This is a genomic window from Streptomyces sp. NPDC003032 (assembly GCF_053591415.1).
This window is the reverse complement of record NZ_JBSFTT010000015.1, coordinates 80897-104342: the sequence shown is the minus strand read 5'-3', so window position 1 is coordinate 104342 and position 23446 is coordinate 80897. Positions and strand designations below refer to the sequence as shown.

General features: G+C 70.3%; 18 protein-coding genes and 1 pseudogene. 5 read left to right on the top strand and 14 right to left on the bottom strand.

What is annotated here, in order from left to right; genetic code table 11:
* Positions 1-97 precede the first annotated feature (97 nt).
* On the top strand, positions 98-865 hold the full coding sequence (locus ACWDZ7_RS22140; RefSeq protein WP_451799104.1) for a L,D-transpeptidase family protein: 768 nt from the start codon (positions 98-100) through the stop codon (positions 863-865).
* Positions 866-1003: 138 nt separating this feature from the next.
* Positions 1004-1843: pseudogene (locus ACWDZ7_RS22135) on the top strand (peptide-N4-asparagine amidase); the annotation flags it as partial.
* A gap of 30 nt (positions 1844-1873) precedes the next feature.
* Here the strand turns inward: ACWDZ7_RS22135 and ACWDZ7_RS22130 are convergent.
* The 3 genes from ACWDZ7_RS22130 to ACWDZ7_RS22120 form a co-directional block, all read right to left on the bottom strand.
* Positions 1874-3355 carry a Gfo/Idh/MocA family protein gene (locus ACWDZ7_RS22130; RefSeq protein ID WP_451799103.1) on the bottom strand — a complete coding sequence of 494 codons (1482 nt, stop codon included), beginning with the start codon at positions 3353-3355 and terminating at the stop codon, positions 1874-1876.
* Between the two features lie 254 nt (positions 3356-3609).
* On the bottom strand, positions 3610-6537 hold the full coding sequence (locus ACWDZ7_RS22125; protein ID WP_451799102.1) for an FAD-binding and (Fe-S)-binding domain-containing protein: 2928 nt from the start codon (positions 6535-6537) through the stop codon (positions 3610-3612).
* A 98-nt stretch (positions 6538-6635) separates the two neighbouring features.
* A complete protein-coding gene (locus ACWDZ7_RS22120) occupies positions 6636-7076 on the bottom strand; it encodes a MarR family winged helix-turn-helix transcriptional regulator (RefSeq protein ID WP_451799100.1) in 441 nt (146 codons plus the stop codon).
* Between the two features lie 93 nt (positions 7077-7169).
* On the opposite strand from ACWDZ7_RS22120, the gene ACWDZ7_RS22115 reads away from it, so the two are divergent.
* Together ACWDZ7_RS22115 and mltG are read left to right on the top strand one after the other, a co-directional pair.
* On the top strand, positions 7170-8975 hold the full coding sequence (locus ACWDZ7_RS22115; protein WP_451799099.1) for an ABC transporter ATP-binding protein: 1806 nt from the start codon (positions 7170-7172) through the stop codon (positions 8973-8975).
* A gap of 43 nt (positions 8976-9018) precedes the next feature.
* Positions 9019-9873 carry an endolytic transglycosylase MltG gene (gene mltG, locus ACWDZ7_RS22110; protein WP_451799097.1) on the top strand — a complete coding sequence of 285 codons (855 nt, stop codon included), beginning with the start codon at positions 9019-9021 and terminating at the stop codon, positions 9871-9873.
* Between the two features lie 34 nt (positions 9874-9907).
* On the opposite strand, the gene ACWDZ7_RS22105 is transcribed toward mltG, so the two are convergent.
* From ACWDZ7_RS22105 to ACWDZ7_RS22055, 11 genes are all read right to left on the bottom strand, one after another.
* The gene (locus tag ACWDZ7_RS22105; protein ID WP_451799096.1) at positions 9908-11017 is read right to left on the bottom strand and encodes an NAD(P)-binding domain-containing protein; all 1110 of its coding nucleotides are present in this window, start codon (positions 11015-11017) and stop codon (positions 9908-9910) included.
* Between the two features lie 13 nt (positions 11018-11030).
* Complete coding sequence (locus tag ACWDZ7_RS22100) at positions 11031-11474, bottom strand: hypothetical protein (protein ID WP_451799094.1); 444 nt, start codon at positions 11472-11474, stop codon at positions 11031-11033.
* 43 nt (positions 11475-11517) lie between these two features.
* On the bottom strand, positions 11518-13485 hold the full coding sequence (locus ACWDZ7_RS22095; protein WP_451799092.1) for an aminotransferase class I/II-fold pyridoxal phosphate-dependent enzyme: 1968 nt from the start codon (positions 13483-13485) through the stop codon (positions 11518-11520).
* A gap of 1 nt (position 13486) precedes the next feature.
* Positions 13487-14452, bottom strand: coding sequence for an NAD-dependent epimerase/dehydratase family protein (locus ACWDZ7_RS22090; RefSeq protein WP_451799091.1), 966 nt, complete (start codon positions 14450-14452; stop codon positions 13487-13489).
* 21 nt (positions 14453-14473) lie between these two features.
* Entirely contained in the window at positions 14474-17161 is a 2688-nt protein-coding gene (locus ACWDZ7_RS22085; protein WP_451799089.1) for an alpha/beta fold hydrolase, read from the bottom strand.
* Between the two features lie 60 nt (positions 17162-17221).
* On the bottom strand, positions 17222-18391 hold the full coding sequence (locus ACWDZ7_RS22080; protein ID WP_451799231.1) for an ATP-grasp domain-containing protein: 1170 nt from the start codon (positions 18389-18391) through the stop codon (positions 17222-17224).
* Positions 18392-18773: 382 nt separating this feature from the next.
* On the bottom strand, positions 18774-19931 hold the full coding sequence (locus tag ACWDZ7_RS22075) for an LLM class flavin-dependent oxidoreductase (protein ID WP_451799088.1): 1158 nt from the start codon (positions 19929-19931) through the stop codon (positions 18774-18776).
* A 2-nt stretch (positions 19932-19933) separates the two neighbouring features.
* Positions 19934-20980, bottom strand: a complete 1047-nt coding sequence (locus ACWDZ7_RS22070; RefSeq protein WP_451799086.1) for an ABC transporter substrate-binding protein — start codon at positions 20978-20980, stop codon at positions 19934-19936.
* A gap of 47 nt (positions 20981-21027) precedes the next feature.
* Positions 21028-21846, bottom strand: a complete 819-nt coding sequence (locus tag ACWDZ7_RS22065) for an ABC transporter ATP-binding protein (protein ID WP_451799084.1) — start codon at positions 21844-21846, stop codon at positions 21028-21030.
* A complete protein-coding gene (locus ACWDZ7_RS22060) occupies positions 21819-22661 on the bottom strand; it encodes an ABC transporter permease (protein WP_451799082.1) in 843 nt (280 codons plus the stop codon). The genes ACWDZ7_RS22065 and ACWDZ7_RS22060 overlap by 28 nt, the downstream gene beginning before the upstream one ends.
* Before the next feature lie 162 nt (positions 22662-22823).
* On the bottom strand, positions 22824-22907 hold the full coding sequence (locus ACWDZ7_RS22055; RefSeq protein WP_355809829.1) for a putative leader peptide: 84 nt from the start codon (positions 22905-22907) through the stop codon (positions 22824-22826).
* Between the two features lie 102 nt (positions 22908-23009).
* Here ACWDZ7_RS22055 and ACWDZ7_RS22050 point away from each other — a divergent pair, with 102 nt between their 5' ends.
* A complete protein-coding gene (locus ACWDZ7_RS22050) occupies positions 23010-23432 on the top strand; it encodes a YjbQ family protein (protein ID WP_451799080.1) in 423 nt (140 codons plus the stop codon).
* Positions 23433-23446 lie beyond the last annotated feature (14 nt).

The following is a 23446-nucleotide window of genomic DNA, read 5'->3' as shown; positions in this document are numbered from 1 at the left end:
GCAAACGATTTTCCGTCCAGGGGTAAAGAATCGGCCCGTCTTCGTCTGGGCGCGCGGGCTGGACGGGGCATCGCGGGCCGGGTGCGACCATGGACGGATGCGTATAGCCGGTGCGGTGCGAGCGGTGGTCGCGGCAGCGGCCTGCGGGGTCCTTCTGACGTCCTGCGGGAGCGGAGGCGGCAGTTCGGCGAAGACGGAGACGGAGGCGGAGAAGGGCGACGCCGGGTCCGGGCAGGCCAAGGGCGCCGGGGGCGCTCATCAAAGGCCTGTCGATCTCAAAAGCATTCCCGATGTGGGTGACCGCCTGCGGTCGAGGATTCCCGAGGACTCCCGTCAGGTCGTCGCGGTCTACGGCGACGGCGAGGACTCGGCGAAGTCGACCGTCGTGCTGTACACGAAGTCGGGGAAGACGGACACCACGTGGGAGAAGACCCGCAGCTGGCCCGCGCACAACGGGAAGAGGGGCTGGACCACCGACCACCGCGAGAACGACAAGCGCAGCCCGGTCGGGGTGTTCACGCTCACCGACGCGGGGGGTGTCCTCGCGGACCCGGGTGCCAAGTTCCCGTACACGCAGTCGGCCTCCATGCAGGCCCCGCACTACTGGCCCAAGACGCACTGGCACGACTTCGACTACGTCATCGCCATCGACTACAACCGCGCCCAGGGCACCCCGCCGAACGACCCGACGCGCCCGCAGGGCCAGGCGAAGGGCGGCAGCATCTGGCTGCACATGGACCACGGCAGCGGCACGTCGGGCTGCGTGAGCCTGTCCAAGTCGGGCATGGGGTATCTGCTGCGCACGCTGGACCCGGAGCAGCACCCGGTCGTGGTGATGGGTGACAGGGCGAACCTCAAGGCGTGAGCCACCACCGCTGTTGAAGAGCCTGAAGAGCCTGAAGAGGCCTGGAGAGCCTGAAGGTGCCATTGCGGTGATCGCGAACTGCCCTTAGTAGGCCCCCATGAGAAGACGCGTCATGTCCATGCTCTTCGGGGTCACCCTCGCCGCTGCGACGTCACGGTCGCCGAGGCGCGCTTCAAGGACTTCACGCCGTACGAGGGCGACTACACGCCACCCCGCGGGTGCGGTGACCGCTGGGAGAAGGTGGTGCTGCGCCTGGACGGCAAGGTGAAGGGAAGGCAGTACGACCGTCTCGGCTACCTGCGCATCGGGGGCGTAGAAGTGTTCCGCACCTCCACTCCGCAGCCGTCCCCCGACGGCATCACCTGGTCCGTGGAGAAGGACGTCACCCGCTACAGCGAGACGCTGGGCCGCGACCGGCGGGTCGAGATGTTCATCGGGAACGTCGTCACCGAGGGCGGCCACCGTCTGAGCGTCCCCGGTCATCTGAACACCTCGCACGGCCGCGTCACCACGACCGTGAGGCGCACCCTCGCCAACACCTCGGTGCACCGATGGACCGAGGGCGAGGCGCTGGACGCGCTCAAGGCCACCTGGACCGACCGTGAGACGGTCACGACGGGCGGCCGGGCGGCCGGGCGGTACGGACCGACCGGACGTACACGATGGACGGCACGACGACGCTCGGCGCGGATGACCGGCTGCGTACGGAGATCTCCCTCGGTGATCGCGCCGAGAGCGTCTCGACACGTGGCGACCGGCGGATCGGGTGGTCGGTGACCGATGACCGGTGACCGATGACCGATGACCGATGACCATTACGACGGTGACGCCTCGTACATCTCCAACGTTCCGCGCGAGGAGCGGCACGCGGTGGGCACCTCCCGCGAGCGCTACCGGCAGTACGGCGACGGCGGCTGCCACGACCGCACGCCGGCCACCGTGCAGGGCGTTCTGACGGAGGACCGGCTGCGCTGCTGAGCGCCGCGCGGAAGGGGGCCCTGGCGCTCGCTACGCCTCCGGCTTCTGCGAGTCCACTCCCGTACGCGCCTTCTTCCACAGTCCGCGCGTGAAGTCGGGGATCGCCTGCGGCGCGCCCTTCGCCTTGATCGAGAGGTGACTCAGCGGCACGGGCGCCGTCCACGTCGCGGCGTCGTACACGTCGAAGTCCGGGACGAGGCCGAGCCGCATGGTCTGCATCAGCCGGAAGATCATGATGTAGTCCATGCCGCCGTGCCCGCCCGGCGGATTGGCGTGCTCCTTCCACAGCCAGTGGTCGAAGTCGGCGTACTTGGCGAAGTCGGCCCACTGGTCGTTCGTGTGGTCGGGCTCTATGTAGATGCGGGCGGGGTAGTCCTCGAAGACGCCCTTCGTGCCGCCGAGGCTGTTGATCCGGCTGTAGGGGTGAGGGGTCGACACGTCGTGCTCCAGGCGGATCACCCGCCCCTTCGCCGTCTGTACGAGGCTGATGGTGCGGTCGCTCTCGATGTACGTCTCCTTCCAGCTCGGGTCGCCGGCCGGCATGTGTGCCTCGCGGTACTCGGCGAGGCCGAGGGCGGGCGTGCCGAAGCTGGAGATGTGCGTGACGCGGTCGCCGCGGTTGACGTCCATGTAGTTGGCGACCGGGCCGAAGCCGTGGTTGGGGTAGAGGTCGCCGCGCAGCCGCGTGTGCCACAGGCGGCGCCACGGGCCCTCGTAGTAGTCGGGGTCGAACATCAGGCCGCGCAGATCGTGGTTGTAGGCGCCCGCGCCGTGTAGCAGGTCGCCGAACTTGCCCGCGTGTGCCATCCGCAGGACGCGCATCTCGTTCTTGCCGTAACAGCAGTTCTCCAGCTGCATGCAGTGTCTGCGGGTCCGCTCCGAGAGGTCCACCAGCTCCCACAGCTCGTCCAGGCGCATGGCGAGGGGGCACTCCACGCCCACGTGCTTGCCGCCCAGCATCGCCGACTTGCAGATGGCGAAGTGGGAGTCCCAGGGCGTCGCCACGTACACGAAGTCGATGTCCCCGCGCCGGCACAGGTTCTCGTAGTCGTGCTCGTCCTTGGTGTACGTCGCCGGGGCCGGCTGGCCCGCGGCGGTGACCTTCTTCGCGGCGGCCGCGGTCTTCTCCTTGACCGGGTCGCAGAGCGCGACGACGCGTACGCCCGGAAGCGCGAGGAACAGGTCGATCATGGAGCCGCCGCGGTTGCCGAGCCCGATGATCCCGACCCGTACCGTGGAGCGCCGCTGGAACGGCACGCCGATCATGGTCTCGCCCTCGCGCGCCGGCGCCGATGCCGACGCCTGCGCCGTGTCCGGGGCGGCGGCTGGGGCGGCGCCCGGGGTGTCGGCGTGTGCGGTGCCGCCCGCGAAGGCGCCGACTCCGAGCCCGGCTCCGGCGAGGCCCGCCGTGCGCAGTACCGTGCGGCGCGAATGGCCGTCTCCCGGTATGCCCGCGGCGCCTTCCTCGGGGGTGGCGCCGTCAGGGGTCGGTGTCGCGTTCTCGTCGTGCATCGGACCTCCGTAGCTGTAAGTCGGGTGGTCTCTACCACTGGGGCGGAAGCCACCCTGATGGGGCTACGGCGGGGATGCAAGAGGCTGGAGTGGTCGGGGAGTTGGATTTCCTTGAGACAAGAGAAGGATCTCAGCCGAGCAGAGATGACCCTCGGCCGAGCAAGATGACCCTCAGCCGAGCAGAGAAGACCCTCGGCCGAGCAAGATGACCCTCAGCCGAGCAGAGAAGACCCTCAGCCCCGTAGAGAAGCTCCTCAGCCCAGCGCCGGCCGCGTCGCCCGTTCCAACTCCAGCAGCGCGGAGCAGTAGCCCCGGCCCGTCGCATGATCCATGCCCACCTCGCACATGCGGTTCGCCGAGAGGTGGGCGTCGAAGGAGCGGGCGGTGACCTCCGCGGCCTCCCGGCGGGTGGCCGACTCGGTGAGTTCCCTGTGGAGCATGCCGCGATCACCCGCGAACGCGCAGCACCCGGCGTCGTCCGGTACCACCACCTCGTCCGCGCAGGCCTCGGCGACGGCACGCAGCTGTGGTTCGTCACCGAGGTGCCGCATGGAACACGTGGGGTGCAGGACCGCGGAGCCGATCGTGCGGTGCACGGTCAGGTGCGGGAGCAGCTCGTCGGCGGCCCACACGATCGAGTCGACGACCGTCAGCTCCCGGTGCAGCGCGCGGTTGTCGGCCGTCAGATACGGCACCACCTCGTGCGCGATGCCGAGCGTGCACGACGAGGCGTCGACGACCAGCGGCAGACGGCCGCCCGCGGTCCAGCCCCAGGCGGCCTCGACGATGCGGTTGGCCATGAGGACGTTCCCGGCGTCGTACCCCTTGGAGTGCCAGATCGTCGCGCAGCACGTCCCCGCGACATCGTTGGGAATCCAAACCGGCTTGCCCGCGCGCGTGGAGACGGCGACGACGGCCTCGGCCAGGGAGCGGTCGCCCGGGCTGCCGAAGATGCGGTTGACGCACGCCGGGTAGTAGACGGCGGAGGCGCCCACACGCTCGGTGCGCGGCAGTTTGCGTACGGAGGCGCCGGGAATCCGCGGCAGCCACTCCGGCACGAGGTCGGGACGTACGGCTCTGCGGGCGGTACGGGTCACCGCGGTGAGCAACCGGTCGCTGATCCTGTCGGCGGCGGCCACCGCGAGCCGCGCGGACGCCTCGACGGCCTTGAAGTTCCTCGCGGCGAGGGCGGCCATTCTCTCCTCACGGGGCGAGTGGCGCGCGTGCCGGAAGTCCTTCATGAGGGCGCCCGTGTCGATGCCGACCGGGCACGCCAGCGCGCAGGTCGAGTCGCCCGCGCAGGTGTCCACGGCGTCATAGCCGTACGCCTCGACGAGGCCGTCCTCGACGGGGGAGCCCGGAGCCTGGCGCATCATCTCGCGGCGCAGCACGATGCGCTGGCGCGGCGTCGTGGTCAAGTCCTCGCTGGGGCAGGTGGGTTCGCAGAAGCCGCACTCGATGCACGGGTCCGCGATCGGTTCCACCTTCGGGATGGTCTTCAGGCCCCGCAGATGGGCCTTGGGGTCGCGGTCGAGGACGATGCGCGGGGCGAGCACGCCGTCCGGGTCGATGACCTCCTTGGTGCGCCACATCAACTCCGTGGCCTTGGGACCCCATTCGAGCTCCAGGAAGGGCGCGAGATTGCGGCCCGTGGCGTGCTCGGCCTTCAGGGAGCCGTCGAAGCGCTCCACGGTCAGGCGGCAGAACTCGTCCATGAAGGCGGCGTAGCGCGCGACGTCGGAGGGCAGCGCCGCGTCGAAGGCGAGCAGGAAGTGCAGATTGCCGTGTGCGGCGTGGCCCGCGACGGCGGTGTCGAAGCCGTGCCGCGTCTGGAGGTCGAGAAGGGTCTCGCAGGCCTCGGCGAGCCGACTCGGGGGCACCGCGAAGTCCTCGGTGATCAGCGTGGTCCCCGAGGGGCGGGTGCCGCCGACAGCCGTGACGAACGCCTTGCGCGCCTTCCAGTAGCCGCCGATCGTCTTCGCGTCGCGTGTGAAGGCGTTCGTCACCGACGGGACCGGGGCGACCAGTTCAAGCCCCTCCAGGGCCTTGGCCGCGGCGGCCTCGTACGCCTCCCGCGTGGTCTCGTCCGGCGCCCGGAACTCCACCAGGAGCGCCGTCGTCGACTTCGGGAGCCCGGCCCAGTCGGCGGGCACGCCCCGCACGCTGACCGAGGCGCGCAGGGTGTTGCCGTCCATCAGCTCGACGGCGAGCGCGCCCGCCGCGGTGAACAGCGGCACCGCCGCGGCGGCCGCCGGAAGCGAGGGGAAGAAGAGCAGGGCGGTGCTGGTGTGCCGGTCCAGCGGCAGCGTGTCGAAGACGACCTCCGAGATGAAGCCGAAGGTGCCCTCGGAGCCGACCATCAGACCGCGCAGGATCTCCACGGGAGTCGTGCCGTCGAGGAAGGCGTCGAGGCGGTAGCCGTTGGTGTTCTTGATCTGGTATTTGGCGCGGATCCGGGCCACCAGCTCGGCGTCCGCCTCGATCTCCCGCTTGATCGCGAGCAGCCCCTCGCACAGGGCGGGCTCCGCGTGCGCCAGCTGTTCGTCGGCGTCCGGCTCTGCCGTGTCCACGACCGTGCCCGACGGCAGGACGAAGGTCAGCGAGGCGACCGTGCGGTAGGAGTTGCGGGTCGTGCCCGCCGTCATGCCCGAGGCGTTGTTCGCGACGACGCCGCCGATCGTACAGGCGATCGCGCTCGCCGGGTCGGGGCCGAGCACCCGGCCGAACCGGGCGAGTGTGGCGTTGGCGCGCACGACCGTGGTGCCGGGAGCGATGCGCGCCCGCTCGCCCGCGCCGAGCACCTCGACGCCCGCCCAGTGCTTGCGCACGTCGACGAGGATGTCCTCGCCCTGGGCCTGGCCGTTCAGCGACGTACCCGCGGCGCGGAAGACGACCTCGCGGCCCTTGCCGTGCGCGTACGACAGGACGGCCGAGACGTCGTCGATGTCCACGGGGACGACCACTACCTGCGGCACGAAGCGGTAGGGACTGGCGTCCGAGGCGTACCGCACCAGGTCCGAGACCTTTGTGAGGACCTTGTCCGCGCCGAGCAGCGCGGTCAGCTCGGAGCGCAGCGGTTCCGGGGTGCCGGTGGCCCGCCGGTCCGGCACACGATCGGGTGACGGGTCCTGTTCGCGCGGTGGGGGGCGCAGGGTGTCCGGCTCGGGCTCCAGCAGCGGCATGGGCTCTCCTCGGCGGTGTCAGCGACGACCTGGCGGTGTCGGCGACCACTTGGCGGTGTCGGCGACGACCTGACGGTGTCAGCGACGACCAGGCGGTGTCAGCAACGACCTTCGGGGTCGTCGAGCAGGGCGGACAGCAGACCGCCGAGGACCGCGCGCTGGTCGGCGGTCAGCGGAGCCAGGATGTCCTCTGCGGCGGCCCGACGTGCGCCGCGCAGCTTCTTCAGGGCATCTTGTCCCGTATCGGTCAGTTCGATCCGGATGACGCGGCGATTGCTCGGATCCGGCGCCCGGCGCACCAGGCCGCTCGCCTCCAGGCCGTCGACCAGGCTCGTCACGGCGCGCGGGACCACTTCGAGGCGCTGTGCGAGGTCGGCCATGCGTGGCGGCCCCTCGAAGTGCGCGAGGGTGCGCAGCAGCCGGGACTGGGCCGGGGTGACGCCCACCGGCTCCAGGTGGTGCTTCTGGATGCGGTGCAGCCTGCGGGTGAGCCGCAGCAGCTGTTCGGCGAGAGGGCCGTCGGTGTCCGGGGTGCTCATATCCGGAACATTATCAGGACCTAGTACATTGTGAATATAGGTAACTGTGAGCTAAGCTCTCTGAATATCAACGCCCGACTCCCGTAGGAGCCCATGCGTCACGACGAACCGACCTGGACGCCGCCACCCCAGGCCCCCGGCCAGGAACCGCCGCGCCAGATGCGCCGCATCCTCCGCCTCTTCCGCCCCTACCGAGGCCGCCTCGCGGTCGTGGGCCTGCTGGTCTGCGCCGCATCCCTCGTCTCGGTCGCGACCCCTTTCCTGCTCAAGGAGATCCTCGACACCGCGATCCCGCAGGGGCGCACGGGCCTGCTGAGCCTGCTCGCGCTCGGCATGATCCTCAGCGCGGTGGTCACGAGCGTCTTCGGCGTCCTGCAGACCCTGATCAGTACGTCCGTCGGGCAGCGGGTCATGCACGACCTGCGCACGGCCGTCTACGGCCGGCTCCAGAGCATGTCCCTGGCCTTCTTCACCCGCACCCGCACCGGCGAGGTCCAGTCCCGCATCGCCAACGACATCGGCGGCATGCAGGCGACCGTCACCTCCACCGCGACCTCCCTCGTCTCGAACCTCACGAGCGTGATCGCGACCATCGCCGCCATGCTCGCCCTGGACTGGCGCCTGACCGTCGTCTCGCTGCTGCTGCTCCCGGCGTTCGTGTGGATCAGCCGACGCGTCGGCCGCGAGCGCAAGAAGATCGCCACGCAGCGCCAGAAGCAGATGGCCGTCATGGCCGCGACCGTCACCGAATCGCTCTCCGTGAGCGGCATCGTCCTCGGCCGCACCATGGGCCGCGCCGACTCGCTGACCAAGTCCTTCGCCGACGAGTCCGAGCAGCTGGTCGACCTGGAGATCCGGTCGAACATGGCGGGCCGCTGGCGCATGGCCGTCATCTCGATCGTGATGGCCGCCATGCCCGCCGTCATCTACTGGAGCGCGGGCCTCGCGTTCCGGATGGGCGGGCCGACCGTCTCGATCGGCACACTCGTCGCCTTCGTCTCGCTCCAGCAGGGCCTGTTCCGGCCGACCGTGAGCCTGCTCTCCACCGGCGTGCAGATCCAGACCTCGCTCGCCCTCTTCCAGCGCATCTTCGAGTACCTCGACCTGAGCGTCGACATCACCGAGCCCGAGAAGCCGGTCCGCCTCGACGCGATCAAGGGCGAGGTCCGCTTCGAGGACGTCGAGTTCCGCTACGACGACACGTCCGGGCCCACGCTCCAGGGCATCGACATCGTGATACCCGCCGGCGGCAGCCTGGCCGTCGTCGGGTCCACCGGCTCCGGCAAGTCCACCCTGAGCCACCTCGTCCCCCGGCTGTACGACGTCACGGGCGGCCGCGTCACCCTCGACGGCGTCGACGTGCGCGACCTGGACTTCGACACCCTCGCCCGCGCGGTCGGCGTGGTCTCCCAGGAGACGTACCTCTTCCACGCCTCGGTCGCCGACAACCTCCGCTTCGCCAAGCCTGACGCCACCGACGAGGAGCTGGTCACCGCGGCCCGCGCCGCCCAGATCCACGACCACATCGCGTCGCTCCCCGACGGCTACGACACGGTCGTCGGCGAGCGCGGCCACCGCTTCTCCGGCGGCGAGAAGCAGCGCCTGGCCATCGCCCGCACCATCCTGCGCGATCCGCCGGTCCTCATCCTCGACGAGGCGACCAGCGCCCTGGACACCCGCACGGAGCGGGCCGTGCAGGAAGCCATCGACGCCCTGTCCGCCGACCGGACCACCCTCACCATCGCCCACCGGCTCTCCACCGTCCGCGGCGCCGACCAGATCGTCGTCCTGGACGCGGGGCGCACCGCGGAGCGCGGCACCCACGAGGAACTCCTGGCCCGTGACGGGCGGTACGCCGCCCTCGTCCGCAGAGACGCCCAACTGGAGCCGACGCCATAAAGATATGTCGTAAATAAGCGTATTTGCGGGTTAATGTGCCCCCATGCAGACCAAGAAACCGCGACGGGGCACGATTCGACTGACGCGGCGGGGCTGGACCGCCCTGATCGCGACCGGAGCCGTCGTGGCGGCCACCGCCGTGGCGGTGCCGCTGCTGCTCCCGGACGACGACGGGCGCCCCGAGTCCCTGACCATCTCCGAGGGCTGGCGGTCGGGCCAGGTGTACGCGGCTGTGGACAAGGCCCTGAAGGTGCCCGCGGGCACCACCAAGAAGGCCCTGCCGAAGGCCGATCTCAGACTCCCCGGCGACGCCGGGGGCAACCCGGAGGGGTACCTCTTCCCGACGACGTACCCGATCAGCTCCCAGTCGACGCCGGCGTCCGTCCTGTCGTACATGGTGAACACCGCGAACAAGAAGTTCAGCGGCGGCCATGTCACGGCGGGTGCCGACCGCAACGCTGTGAACGTCTACCAGACCGTCACCATCGCCAGCATGGTCGAGGCTGAGGCGGACTCCAAGGCGGACATGGGCAAGGTGGCCCGGGTCATCTACAACCGCCTGGACAAGGGCATGCCCCTGCAGATGGACTCCACCATCGACTACGCCCTCAACCGCTCCACGCCGGCCACCGGGGGCCGTGACACGAAGGTCGACAGCGGCCCTGACACGAAGGCCAACAGCCCGTACAACACCTATGCGCGCATGGGACTGCCGCCCACGCCGATCAGCAATCCGGGTGAAGAGGCGGTGCGCGCGGCGATCAGCCCGGCCGCGGGGGACTGGCTGTACTTCGTGACGGTGAAGCCGGGGGACACGCGCTTCACGGCGAACTTCGAGGAGCACCAGAAGAACGTCGTGGAGTCCACCAGGAACAGCAAGCAGAGCCGCCGCTCCTGACCCGCCCGCGAGGGGAGTGGTCCCGGGCGTCGGCTCATACGGCGGCCGGCGCCCCCGCCAGCAGCCGCTGGATGTCTCGTACGGCCGCGCGCCCCGCGCGATTGGCGCCGATCGTGCTGGCCGAAGGCCCGTACCCCACCAGGTGGACGCGGGGGTCTGCGGCGGCCCTGGTGCCGTCCACGCGGATACCGCCGCCCGTCTCGCGCAGCCGCAGCGGAGCCAGGTGGTCGATCGCGGCGCGGAAGCCGGTCGCCCAGAGGATCATGTCCGCGTCGACACGGCGCCCGTCGTCCCACTCGACGCCCCTCGGCGTGATCCGGTCGAACATCGGCAGCCGGTCGAGGACCCCGTCGGCGCGCGCCTGCCGTATCGCGTCGTTCACGGCCAGGCCGGTCACCGACACCACACTGCGCGGCGCCAGCCCCTGACGTACGCGCTCCTCGACCATGGCGACCGCCGAGCGTCCCCAGTTCTCGTCGAACGGCCCCTCGCGGAACACCGGCGGGCGCCGCGTGACCCAGGTGGTCCGCGCCGCGTACGGAGCGATCTCCATCAGGTGCTGCGTGCCCGAGGCGCCACCGCCGACGACGATCACCCGCTGTCCCGCGAAGGCCCCGGGCCCCGGATAGACGGCCGTGTGCAGCTGGCGCCCCAGGAAGGTGTCCTGGCCCGGATAGCGCGGCCAGAACGGCCGGTCCCAGGTGCCCGTCGCGTTGATCAGCGCACGCGTCGACCAAGCACCCGCCGAGGTCTCCACGAGCAGCCGTCCGCTCTCGCCCTCGCGCACCTTGCGCACATCGACGGGGCGCCGTACCCGCAGGTCGAAGCGGTCCTCGTACGCCGTGAAGTACTCGCCGACGACCTCCGACGAAGGGCGCGCGGGGTCGGCGCCCGTCAGCTCCATGCCGGGGAGCGCGTGCATGCCGTGCACCTTCCCGTACGTCAGGGAAGGCCACCGGAACTGCCAGGCGCCGCCGGGCCGGGGCGCGTGATCGAGGACCACGAAGTCGCGGTCCGGCTCGAAGCCGACCCGCCGCAGGTGGTAGGCGCTGGACAGCCCCGCCTGACCCGCGCCGATGACGACCACGTCCACGTCCTGTGCCGCTGCGGCGGCGGCCGCGTCTCCTACCCCGATGTCGTTCACGTTTCTACTAACTTCAGCGGGGTCCGGGATCTTCCCCCGCCCCGCCCTTGATCTCCACGGTCAGGAAGGACAGCACGTCGTCGCCGATGTTCTTGAGGTCGTGGAGGTGGTGGCGGCCGCCGTCGCAACGGAAGTGCAGGGTCTGGCCGCGGACGTATGAGATCTCCCGACTGGTGCCGTCGCTCGCGTGCTGACGGGCCCGGCCGCCGGTGAGGGCCGTCCAGGAGTAGTCCCGCACATGCCGGTGAACGGGAAGGCGCTCCCCGGGCTGGAGGTGGGTCTCCCAGACGCGCACCAGGTCGGTCTCGTGCACCAGCGTCTGGCCCACCCGGTCGTGGTGGGCGTTGTCGTCGAACTCCGTGTGCAGCTCGGGACTCCAGCGAGCGAAACCTTTGGCGACGACGGTGCTGGTGAGAGAGGCATCGGAGGAGGAGGCGGAGGATGAGTCGTTGCCCACGAACCGGGTCCTTTCGGGGTGTCTGTTCAGATCGGGTGTCTGTTCAGAGCGCCGAGGTGAGCGCGTCGAGCAGCATGTCGTTCGCGCGCCGGGTGCCGATGGAGACGCGGCACGTGGCGGGGACGAGCCGTCCGGTGTCGGCGACGATGATCCCCGCGTCGCGGAGCTGTGCCATCACGCGCTCGTGCCCATGGAGCCGGACCAGCAGGAAGTTGGCCTCGGAGGGGAACACCCGCTCCACCGCCGGATGACCGGCCAGGGCGGCGGCCATCCGGTCGCGCTCGGCACGGATGAGCCGCATGGCGGCGAGCGCCCGGCGGGAGTTGGTCAGCCGGTCCCGCACGGCGCGCTGCGACGCGTCCGTGAAACCGAACGGCACCTGCACCCGCCGCAGCGCGTCGACGATCCCGGGCCGGGCCAGCGCGATCCCGCAGCGCGCGCTGGCGAGACCCCATGCCTTCGAGAGGGTCCTGAGCACGATGAGGTTGTCGTGCCGTGCGACGAGACCGGCGTACGAAGAGTGCTCGCTGAACTCGACATAGGCCTCGTCGATCACCACAAGGCCGCGGGTACGCGTGACGAGGTCGAGCACCCGCGCCCGGTCGAGCCGCGTCCCGACGGGGTTGTTCGGATCGCACAGGATCGTCACCCGCGGATCCGCCGCCAGGATCCGCTCGGTGTCGAGCCCGGACAGGTCGTCGCCGCGCAGCGGTGCCTCGACGACGGGCAGCCGCAGGAGGCGGGCGAAGTGGGCGTAGAGCTCGAAGGTGGGCGGCGTGACGCAGACGGGCTCGCCGGGCGAGGCGAGCGCCGCGAGAAGCAGCATGACGGCGTCGACCGCCCCACTGGTGAACAGCAGGTGATCGGTGCTCAGCGCGCCGACGCCTGCGTGGCCGGGCAGCTTCGCGATCGTGGAGAGGTACGTACTGGCCAGCTCCGCCGTGTCGAGATGGGGGTACTGGCCTTCGGCCCCCAGGAACGGGTTGGTGTTGCTCGACAGGTCGACCGTGTCGAAGCGCGGCCGGTGACGGAAGCGGGCCGGCCCCGGGACGGGCACCGTCGCGACCGGAGGAGCCGCGAAGCGCGACAGCGCCGGTTCCGCCTCCCCCTCCTCCAGAGGGAGGAGGCCGTCGGCGCGCAGCCAGTGGTCGAGGGGGACGAACAGGTCGGCGCCGAGACGGCGCATGCGCCGGACATCGCCCCGGCCGAGGTGGACCCAGTCGAGGCCGGAGCGCCGGGCCTCCAGGTACAGCGCGTACAGGCTCGCCAGGTAGAGGTTGCGGCGCGCGACAGGGTCTCCGTGATCGGTGGCCTGGGTGAGGTGGTGGACGCCCCGGCCGTTGTGGGACCGCGCCAGGAGCCCGGCCTGGACGACGGCGCTCTCGCGGCGGCGCACGACCATCTCCATGTGCTCCGCGGGCCCGCCGCGCACCAGCGCGTCGAGGGCCTCGGCGCTGTACGGGTTGTGGCGGCTGCCCCGGCGCTCCGCCTGACGCCGGTGGAGGTCGACGAAGGCGTCCCGCGCCCACGGCTTCGCGTCCAGCGCGGCCAGCGGAATCCGCTCCCAGGTGAGTTCGCGGGAGACCGCGCGGTGGCGGCGGCGGAGGTCGCGGAGCTGGTTCGAGCCGACGCGGTGGCGCAGTACGTCGTCCACCTCCCCGGTCAGCCGGACGACACACTCGCTGCCGGCCGCGACGGGGACGAGGCCGGCCGCCCGCAGCGCGGCCGTGTCGTCCGTGCGACGCACGTTCGGCACGAGGACCTGCGACACGCCCAGCGACTCCGCGCGCCCCAGCAGCGCGTCGAGGGCCCGCGGGGTGGGGGCGGGGCTCGTCGGGGTGTAGAGCGCTCCGCCGCCGACCAGGGTGGGATGCCGGAGCACCTTGGGGTCCAGGGCCACGAACCCGCCCTCGCCCTGGCCCAGCCGGTCCAGGGAGCACACGGGTACGTCGGAACCGAGGGCCGCGCACAGCACATGCTGGAACGCGTCGATGTCCACAGGCCTGCGCATGCTATCCCCGCTCCCTACGGACATCGGTGGCGTGTTCGGCGACGTACTTCTCGACGCGGTCGCGGTACTCGTCGAACAACTCGGCCAAGGTGCGGGCGATCCCCGCCTTCCAGCCGACGGTGCATTCGCCTATCAGGCGGCGGCGGGCGTCATGGTCGAATATCGCGGTCTCCCGGCTGCAGTCGCTGCGGTCCAGCCGGAGCGGCACCCCGGTGAGCGCGGACATGTACTCCAGCAGGTCGGTCATGCCGACCTCTTCGTCGCCGCCCCAGTTCAGCACCCGAGCGGGCGCCCGCGCCGCGCCCCACAGCAGCGGCACCTGACGGACGAGGTCGTCGGTGTGCAGCAGATTGCAGTAGTTCTGCCCTTCGAGCGGCACCGCGCAGGGCTTCCCCGCGCGCATCTGGTCGAACAGGATCATCGGTACGCCGCCGTGGCCGTGCACGCCGTAGGCGATGTTGAGCCGGGCTATCACCGCGGGCAGCGCGAGCGCTTCGCTCAGGCCACGCACCACGCCCTCGGCGGACAGCTTGGCGACGGGGTATGTCGGCAGCCACGGTGCCGCCCCGCCCAGGGGGTCGCTCTCGCGGTACCGGTGGGTGCGGTCGGCCCGGTCGTAGACGACGCCGGACGACACGTACAAGAACGCCTCGGCGGTGGAGCAGTGGGTCATCAGCCGTGCGGTGCCCGCGGCGTTGATCCGCGCGGTCTCCTCGAAGTCGCGGCCGTCGCCCCGGTGCACCGCGGAGTGCAGTACGTGGGTGAAGTCGTCCGGCAGCCCTTCCAGGCCGTCGGCGGCCATGTCCCAGGTGAAGGTGCGGACTCCCAGCTCTTGCAGGTCCTCGCGGGCGCTCCGGTCACCGAAGCGGCCCAGGCACCACACGTCGTTGTCGGGGGCGAGCGCTTCGGCGACGGGCCTCGCGACCTGCCCGGTCCCGCCGGTGACGAGAATCTTCTTGCCTTGCATGCCTCTGTCCGTTCTTGGCTCTCAGCTGAGTGCGCGGTCCAGTTCGCGCCGCAGAGTCGCCTGGAAGGTCCGCACGTGCTGCGGGCTCATCAGGGTGTAGTGCTCCCCGTCCACCTCGATGTACGTGTTGGGGCCTCGCGTGAAGTCGTCCCAGTGGCGGAGCTGGTCGTCCAGCCACTCCTGTTTGGTGCCGCGCAGCGGGGTGCAGTAGAAGACCTGCGTCCGCTCGACGGAACCCGACGGTTCGTAGGCGCGGCCCAGGTGCACCATGTTCTGTGCCAGACGCACCCAGGCGGTGAACCGCTCGGCGGTGAGGTCGAGTTCGGCCAGCCGGCGCTTCGGCGCCTGCTCGATCAGGTGGGCCGGCTGCTCGGCTTCGGGCAGGGCGCGGAGTCGGGAGGTGAGCGCTTCGACGTCCGCCGGGTTTATCAGTTCGAGGAACAGGGCGAGGTTGATCGCGCCGTCGGTGAAGGTGATCTCGTTCATGCGGCCGGAGATGCTCGGCGGCAGGTTGAAGACGCCCACGAACTTGACCTCGTCGCCCTCGGCCTCCAGCCGCTTGGCGATCTCGAAGGCGACCGCCCCGCCGTAGGAGTAGCCCGCGACGGCGTAGGGCCCGTCCGGCTGCGCCCGCCGGATCGCGGCCACATAGGTGGAGACCATCTCGTCGAACGACCCGAAGTACGTCTCGCCCTGCCCGAACCCGCGGGCCCGCAACGCGTGGAACGGCCGCTCCCCCGTGAAGTACTTGGCGAGATTGACAAAGACCAGTACCTCTCCGAGGCCCGGATGTACGCAGAACAGCGGCGTTCCGTCGCCGGTGACCTGGAGGGGCACGAGTGGGTCGTACGCGGCGTCCCCCTCGGTGCTCTGCCCGCCTGCGAGGTGCCGGGCCAGCGCGCGCACGGTGGGCGCCTGGAGCAGGGTCGACATCGGTACGTCGTCGATGCCGAACGCGGCCTGGATCTCCAGCTTGAGCCGCAGCACGTCCAGTGAGGTGCCGCCCAGGTCGAAGAAGCCGGCGGTCACCGGCACCGTCGTCGTGTGCAGCACGCGGGCGTACATCTCGGCGAGCGCGGTCTCGGCCTCCCCGTCCGGTGCCACGTAACCGCCGAGGAACCGCGTGCTCACCTCGTCCGCGCGGCGGGCCGCCGCGTCCAGGCCGCCGTCCTCGACGGCCGCGCGCAGCCGGGAGCGCTGGACCTTGCCGAGGTTGCCGCGGGGGATCTCCGCTTCGGCGACGGGCAGGATCAGCTGGGGGCGGAACCCCCAGTGCATCACCGTGGAGCTGCGGATCGCCACGAGCGCCTGGTAGACGGCCATGTCGTCGGCGGGATTCCCGGCGGGGACGAAGGCGACGGCGAGCTGCTCGGAGTCTGCGCCGTCGGGACGGATCGGGAAAGCCGCGACCTGCCCGCGCTTGACTTCGCCCAGCTCGTCCAGGACCGCTTCGAGGTCGTGGCTGTAGTAGTTGACGCCGTTGACGATGATGGAGTCCTTGGTCCGGCCGACCAGGGTCAGCCGGCCGTCGGCGCCGAGGCGCCCCAGGTCTCCGGTGCGGAACCAGCCGTCGGCAGTGAACGCCTGCGCGGTGGCACGGTCGTCGTTGAAGTACCCGTCGGTCACCATCGGCCCGCGCAGCTGGACCTCGCCGTCCGCGACGCGGATACGCAGACCTCGCACCGGGCGGCCCAGCGGCGGGAACTCCGCTTCCGAGTCGCGGGTGGTGAAGTCGCGGTTGAACACGCTGCCCGCGCATGTCTCGGTCATCCCGAACGCGGGCACGACCACGTCCTCGGCCAACCCGCAGTCCGAGAGGGCGTCCAGGAACTCCCGTACGGTGGCGGTCACGGTCGCCTCACCGCCGGAAATGATGTACCGCACCTGTGAGAGGTCCACTCCCCGCAGTGCGGCGGGCCGCCGCGCGAGTGCCTGGTTGATCTGCCCGAACAGGAAGTTGGGGGTGAAGGTCACCCTGACCCGGTGGGTCGAGAGCAGCCTGAGGAATTCCACCGGGTCGGCCAGTACCGTCGCCGGATCCGTCATGACCTGGTCGGCACCGTTGAACATCGGCAGCAGATGCGCCTCGATCGCGGCGATGTGGTCGGTGGAGATCCAGTTCAACGACGTGTCGTCGGGCCCCAGTTCGAGCGCTCCCGCCTTCCCGGCCTGTGCGGTCAGCAGGTTCGCGTGGGTGAGCCTGACGGCCTTACTCGATCCGGTGGATCCGGAGGTGAGCATCAGCAGGGCCAGATCGTCGGGGGCGGGGGTGTGGGAGGGGGCGCCCTGGGGTGAGGCGTGGTCCAGCTCCTCCGGCGTAGCCGTGCGCAACCCGACATCGGGCATGTCCCCTTGGGCGGCCTTGGACACGAGTACCAGTGGGTCGCCCAAGAGCGCGCGCAAGTGCTCCAGTTGGGCCCGCCACCGGGACGCGTCGGCCGGCGGCGCGATGGGGCACGGTACGACACCGGCCAGCACGCACCCCCAGAAGGCGGGGAAGAAGTTCACCGGCTCATCGGCGACGATCAGCACCCGATCGCCCGGGTCGGTGCCGTGGCCGCGCAGCCCTTGGGAAATCCGGCCCGCGCACTCCCTCAGCTCGGCGTAGGACAGGAACGGGCCGCCGATGAATGTGACACCGCGAGTGGTGTCACGAGCCGCACGGTCGAGCAGTTGCGGCAGTGCAGAGGCGGGGTGTGGGTCCGGCATTGGGGCGAGTACCTCCGATCGGAAGGAATGCACCAGGGTCCCGGGATCCCGGGTGGGGATTCAGCTATCCGCGCCCAACTCATTGAACCGGGCGATTTCCGCGATCATTTTCTGGAGCTTCGATTCGTCCTGGTCGGATACGATGGCCTGCCCGACGCGGCCGTAAGGTCCGACCGGAGCATCAGGAGACGAGGAATACTGGATCTCGTCGAACTCGAAGTTGCGCTCAAAGTCGCCCTGGGTCAGATTTCCGCCCGGAAAGCGGCGCAGCAGTATGTATCCGTAGAAGCGATCGGGTGGGCCGATTTCCGGAATCGGGGCCGGTTCTTCGCCCAATGCGAGGCTGATCTCCACGTCGAAGAGGTCGACGTCGAATGTCAGCTTGTTCACCTGGGGGGAAAGGGCGCCGGGGAGGCGGATGGCGCACTCACCGAAAGTGAGACCCGCTTCCTCCGTGAACGCTTCCATATGAAAGACGCAATCAGGAGCGTTGAGGCTTCTCAGCACCTGCCGGGCGAGTGCTTCCGTCTCCTGGAACAGTGCGGGATGCTGCCGCTCGTCGAGTATGTGCGCGGCCAGAAAACCGCCTTCCACGGCGGTGAGGGGCGCGCTGTGGTAGTTGCTCATGGATGACCAGTACAGAGAGCCGTTCCGCCAGATGCCGTCCATATAGACTTCCGGGGCATCGATGAAGGACTCGGCGACGATCCCGACGTCCGACTGGCTCGGCAGTGATGTCAGAGCCCGCTCATACTCTTCCGGGGAGCGGACGATACTGGTGCGAAGCGATCCCGCGCCGGTCGCCGGTTTGACGACGATCGTCTCCCCGAGTTCGGCGACAAGGTCCGCGAAAGACGCGCCCACCGGCACATGGCGGCAGCGCGCCCGTCTGATGTGGGGCGGCAGAGCGCTCTTCTGCAGGTACTTGTCCCGGAAGTAGAGCGCGGTTCTGGTGTCCGCGTTGCCGGGGAGGTTGAGTTGCTGTCGCAGATAGGCCGCAGTGAATACGCCCATCTCGTGGACGGAGAGGGCACCTGCCACGTTGTGGAGAGGGGCGGAAAGTACTGCTCGCAGAACTTCCTGAGCGTTCTCCATGTCGGAGACGAACGTGAAGTTCCGGTTCCTGGGCGGACTCGACGGCGCCTGCACGATATAGAAGGGATCCAAACCCCGGTCATGCAGTGCGCGGTCGAGGTCGTCCCGGTATCCGATGACAATCATTGCTGCCAACACATTGGCATCGTGTCACAGGTAAACGGAGATGTGGATATGCAAAAACATGATCCTTTCGTCGACGCGATGTGACCTGGATCACAAGTTACATTATGTAGAGGGCGCGCTCGGAATGTCTTACGACGTTTCTCCTCATCGGGGTGTATTCACCGTGCTGGGCATATATGGGGCTGACCCCGGCCGCGACCCGCTCCACCTCCATCCTGTGCCGCGTCCTCCGCGTCCTGCGGCTAGGCGCACAGCGACCTGGCGAACTCGCGTACATGAGGCCTGCGTACCGGCCGAACGGGCCGCCGGCACCTGAACGCGGCGCCACAAGAGCCGACGCTGACCCATGCAGCAACGTGATAAGAGGCGGGCAGGCCCGGAAAGGATTCACCTATTCACCAAGCGGAGCGCCCCCCCCCGGAGCCGACGCCGGGACGCGCGGCAGCAGGCCGCGTCGCGCCAGGTCGGGGATGACACCCTCGCCGAACCAGTACGCCTCCTCCAAGTGGGGGTAGCCGGACAGCACGAAGTGCTCGACGCCGAGCGCGTGGTACTCCTCGATCCGGTCGGCGACGTCCGCGTGACTGCCGACCAGGGCGGTGCCCGCGCCGCCGCGCACGAGGCCGACACCGGCCCACAGGTTCGGCGCGATCTCCAGCTGGTCGCGGGAGCCGCCGTGCAGCGCGAGCATCCGCTGCTGACCGACGGACTCGCTGCGGCCGAGCGCCTCCTGGGCCGCGGCGACGGTGTCCGGGTCGAGGTCGTCGAGCAGCCGGTTCGCGGTCGCCCACGCCTCGGCCGACGAGTCGCGGGAGATGGTGTGCAGCCGGATGCCGAAGCGGACCGTACGCCCTTCCCGCTCGGCGAGGCCCCGGATCCAGTCGATCTTCTGCTTGACCTGCTCCGGCGGCTCGCCCCACGTCAGGTATACGTCCGTGTGCCGCGCGGCGACCGGACCCGCGGCCGCCGAGGACCCCCCGAAGAAGATCTCCGGCAGCGGGTCCGGCGGCAGCGCGGTCAGCCCGCCCTCCACCTGGTAGTGCTCACCGGCGAAGTCGTACGGCTTGCCGCTCCAGACTCCTCGTACGACCGAGAGGAACTCATCGGTACGGGCATACCGCCGATCGTGGTCCAAGTGGTCTCCGAACCGCCGCTGTTCGGTCGAGTCGCCGCCCGTGACCACATTGAGCAGCAGCCGGCCGCGCGTGATGCGCTGGTACGTCGCCGCCATCTGCGCGGCGAGCACGGGGGAGAGCACGCCGGGGCGGAACGCGACGAGGAACTTGAGCCGCTCCGTGTGCTGCGCGAGCGCGACCGTCGTCAGCCAGGCGTCCTCGCACCACGTACCGGTCGGCGTGAGCACCGCTTCAAAGCCCAACTGCTCGGCCGCCTTGGCGATCTGGGCCAGATACTCGATGTCGGGCGCGCGCACGCCGCTCACCGGGGTGACGCGGGAGCGCGTGATGCCGCCGTCGGTGTAGGCGTGCCGGTCGACGAGGGTACGGCCGTCGCCGCCGGTGGGCAGGAACCAGTGCAGGTGGACGTTCATGGTCAGGACTCCTCGCGGTACGTACGCGGCTTGCTGGTGGAGGGCGGCAGATCTCCGTTGAAACGGGTGTCGACGAAGTCGCCGAAGTCGACGCGGCGCGGGATCAGCTTCAGCTCGGTGAAGGTGTCGGCGATGGCCTGCTCGGAGGCGACGACGTTCTTGTCCACGGCCACCGGGACCCGGGTGCCGTTGGTGCGCTTGACCGCGTCGAGCGCGACCTCGTACGGCAGGCCGGTGTCCTTCGCCCAGACCTTCGCCCACGCCCGAGGGTGGTCGTGGACCCAGTCCTGCGCCTTGCGCAGCCGCCTGAGGTAGTCGGCGACGGCCGCGGACTTCTTCTTGTCCCTCAGCGCGCCGGGCGCCGCCACCTGGAAGCTGAGGCCGTTCACCACGCCGTCCCCGTCGGTCAGGACCCGGCCCTTCTTCGCGCGCAGCACCTGCGAGGTGTACGGATCCCAGACGGCCCAGGCGTCCACCTTGCCGCTCGTGAACGCCGCCAGCGCGTCGGCCGGTTGCAGGTACTTGACCTCGACGTCCTTGAAGCCGAGCCCCGCCTTCTTGAGGGACGCGATCAGCTGGAAGTGCGCCGACGAACCCTGGGCCACGGCGACGGACCTGCCCTTGAGATCGCCCGGCTTCTTCAGGGGCGAGCCGTTAGGGACGAGGATCGTCTCGCCGGCCGCCGTGCCGTGGCTCGCGGCGATCACGGAGATCTTCGAGCCCGCGCCCGCCGCGAACACCGGCGGGGTGTTGCCGACCGCGCCGATGTCGACGGCCTTGGCGTTGACGGACTCCAGGAGCGGAGGCCCGGAGCTGAAGGTCGACCAGCGGATCTTGTACGTGAGGTCGTCGAGCTCCCCGGCCGCGCGCAGCACGGCCTCCGAACCGCCCTTCTGGTCACCGACGTCGAGAGTCAGCGACCCCTTCCCGTCGGTGCCGCCGCCCGCACCGCCCACCGAGGTGCCGGCGGACGAGGTGCCGGAGCAGGCGGCGAGCAGCAGGGCCAGGGGAAGGAGGAGAGCGGCGGGGGCGGGGCGTGGTCGTCGCATGGGTTTCCGTTCGATCGATGCGTGGAGCAGGCGGGGAGGGGGGCAGGTCAGGCGGCGGCCTCGGCGGCCTCGGCGGCCTCGGCGGCCTCGGCGACCTTGGTGGTCTCGGGGGGCGTCTCGACGCCCAGCCGCTGGAGCAACTCCTCGCGCAGCTCGGCGAAGCGCGGGTCGGAGATGCCGCGCGGCCGCTCCAGGCCGATCTCCGTCTCGTACGCGATGACACCGCCGTCCATCACGAGGACACGGTCGGCGAGGAGCACCGCCTCCTCGACGTCGTGCGTGACGAGCAGCACCGCGCAGCCCCGCCGCTGCCACAGCTCGGCGACCAGCCGCTGCGCCTTGATGCGGGTCAGCGCGTCGAGCGCGCCGAACGGCTCGTCGAGCAGCAGCAGATCGGGTTCGCGCACCAGCGCGCGGGCCAGCGAGGCGCGCTGGGCCTCGCCCCCGGAGAGCGTCTTGGGCCAGGCGTTCGTACGGTGATCGAGGCCCACCTCGGACAGCGCGCGCTCGGCGACGCCCCGGTCCGGCCTGCCCGGCAGGCCGAGCAGCACGTTGCGCCACACCCGCTTCCACGGCATCAGCCTGGGCGCCTGGAACGCGACGGCCTTGCGGCGCGGCACGAGCACGGTCCCCGCGATGTCGCGGTCCAGCCCGGCGAGGACGCGCAGCAGCGTCGACTTGCCGCAGCCGCTGCGCCCGAGGAGCGCCACGAACTCGCCCGGCCGCACGTCGAGGTGGAGGTCGTCGATGACGGCGCGGCCGTCGAAGGAGCGGGTGAGCCCGTCGACGCGTACGGCGGACGCCGTGCCCGGGGCGGAGTGGGCGGAGTGGGCGGGGGTCACCGGCCGGTGAACGTCGGTCGCCATTGCAGCAGCAGCCTTTCGAGGGTGCGGACGATGAGATCGGCGACGAGGCCGAGGAAGGCGTAGACGATCAGGCAGACCACGATCACGTCGGTGCGCAGGAAGTCACGGGCCTGCACCATGAGGAAGCCGATGCCGGAATCGGCGTTGACCTGCTCGGCGAAGACGAGCGCGAGCCAGGCGATGCCCAGCGAGTAACGCAGCCCCGTCATGGCACCGGGCAGCGCGCCGGGCAGGATGACGTGCCGCACGAGCCCCCACCGCGACAGGCCGAGCGACTCCCCGGCCTCGATCAACTGGGCGTCAACGCCGCGGATACCGGCGTACACGTTGAGATAGAGCGGAAACGACACACCGAGCGCGATGATGGCGATCTTTGGCGTCTCGCCGATGCCGAACCAGATGATGAACAGCGGGATGAGCCCGACGAACGGCACGGTGCGCAGCATCTGCACGCCCGCGTCCACGAGGTCCTCACCGACCCGGAAGAGCCCGGAGACGAGGGCGAGCGCCGTGCCGATGACGGTGCCGAAGAGCAACCCCACGGCGACACGTCGCAGGGATACGCCCATGGCGGACGGCAGGGAGCCGTCCCGGATCAGATCAGCGCCGACCCGGGCGATGGTCCCGGGCGAGGCGAGCACGTCGCTGGCCAACACGCCAGTGGCGCTGAGCAGTTGCCAGAGGGCGAGGAGGAGGACCGGCCCCGAGGTGCGGCGCAGCCAGCGGGGGACGAGGGCGCGGCGGCTGGAGGAGGGAACGAGGGGAACGAGGGGTTCGAGTGAGTCATGCGGCGGCGGGGCATGGCTGATGCTCATAGGCGCTCCATGGCAAGGGCGGCGGAGGGCGAGGGAGGGTGAGGGAGGGCGAGGGCAGGGGAGGGCGAGGCGCGTCAGCGCGATCGCGTGGGCGCGAAGGCGTGACGGAGCGGGCCGACCGGCCGGGGGAGAGGAAAAGCGGGTGAAGCGGGTGAGAGGGCGTCAGCAGCCGCGGCGACACGCGGAGGAGGCCACCCGCAGCAGGTCGATGTGACCGCGCGTGGTGAGCAGGGCTGAACGCAACATGCCGCAGAACGTAGCCAGATCGCGTACGCAGGGTCAATGATGTCTCGAAAGGCGGACGCCCCGTATCGCGGAATGGGCGGCGGGATGGGGCAGGATGGCCCCATGTCCGACGCGTTCACCACCCGAGTCCTGCGGGTCACCACCGGTTCGACCGAGACCGTCCTCGACCTCACCCGCGACTGCGAGGCCTTCCTGCGCGAGGCGGCGGCCGGCCGTGACGGCCTCCTCAACGTCTTCGTCCCGCACGCCACGGCGGGCATCGCGATCCTGGAGACGGGCGCGGGCAGCGACGACGACCTGCTCGCCGCGCTGCACACCCTGCTCCCCGCCGACAACCGCTGGCAGCACCGCCACGGCAGCCCCGGCCACGGCCGCGACCACGTCCTGCCCGCCCTCGTCCCGCCGCACGCGACGCTGCCCGTGGTGGGCGGCAGCCTGGAGCTCGGGACGTGGCAGTCGGTGTGCCTGGTCGACACGAACGTGGACAACCCCGACCGCCAGGTGCGGCTGAGTTTCCTGGGCTGACCGCAAGAGGCTGA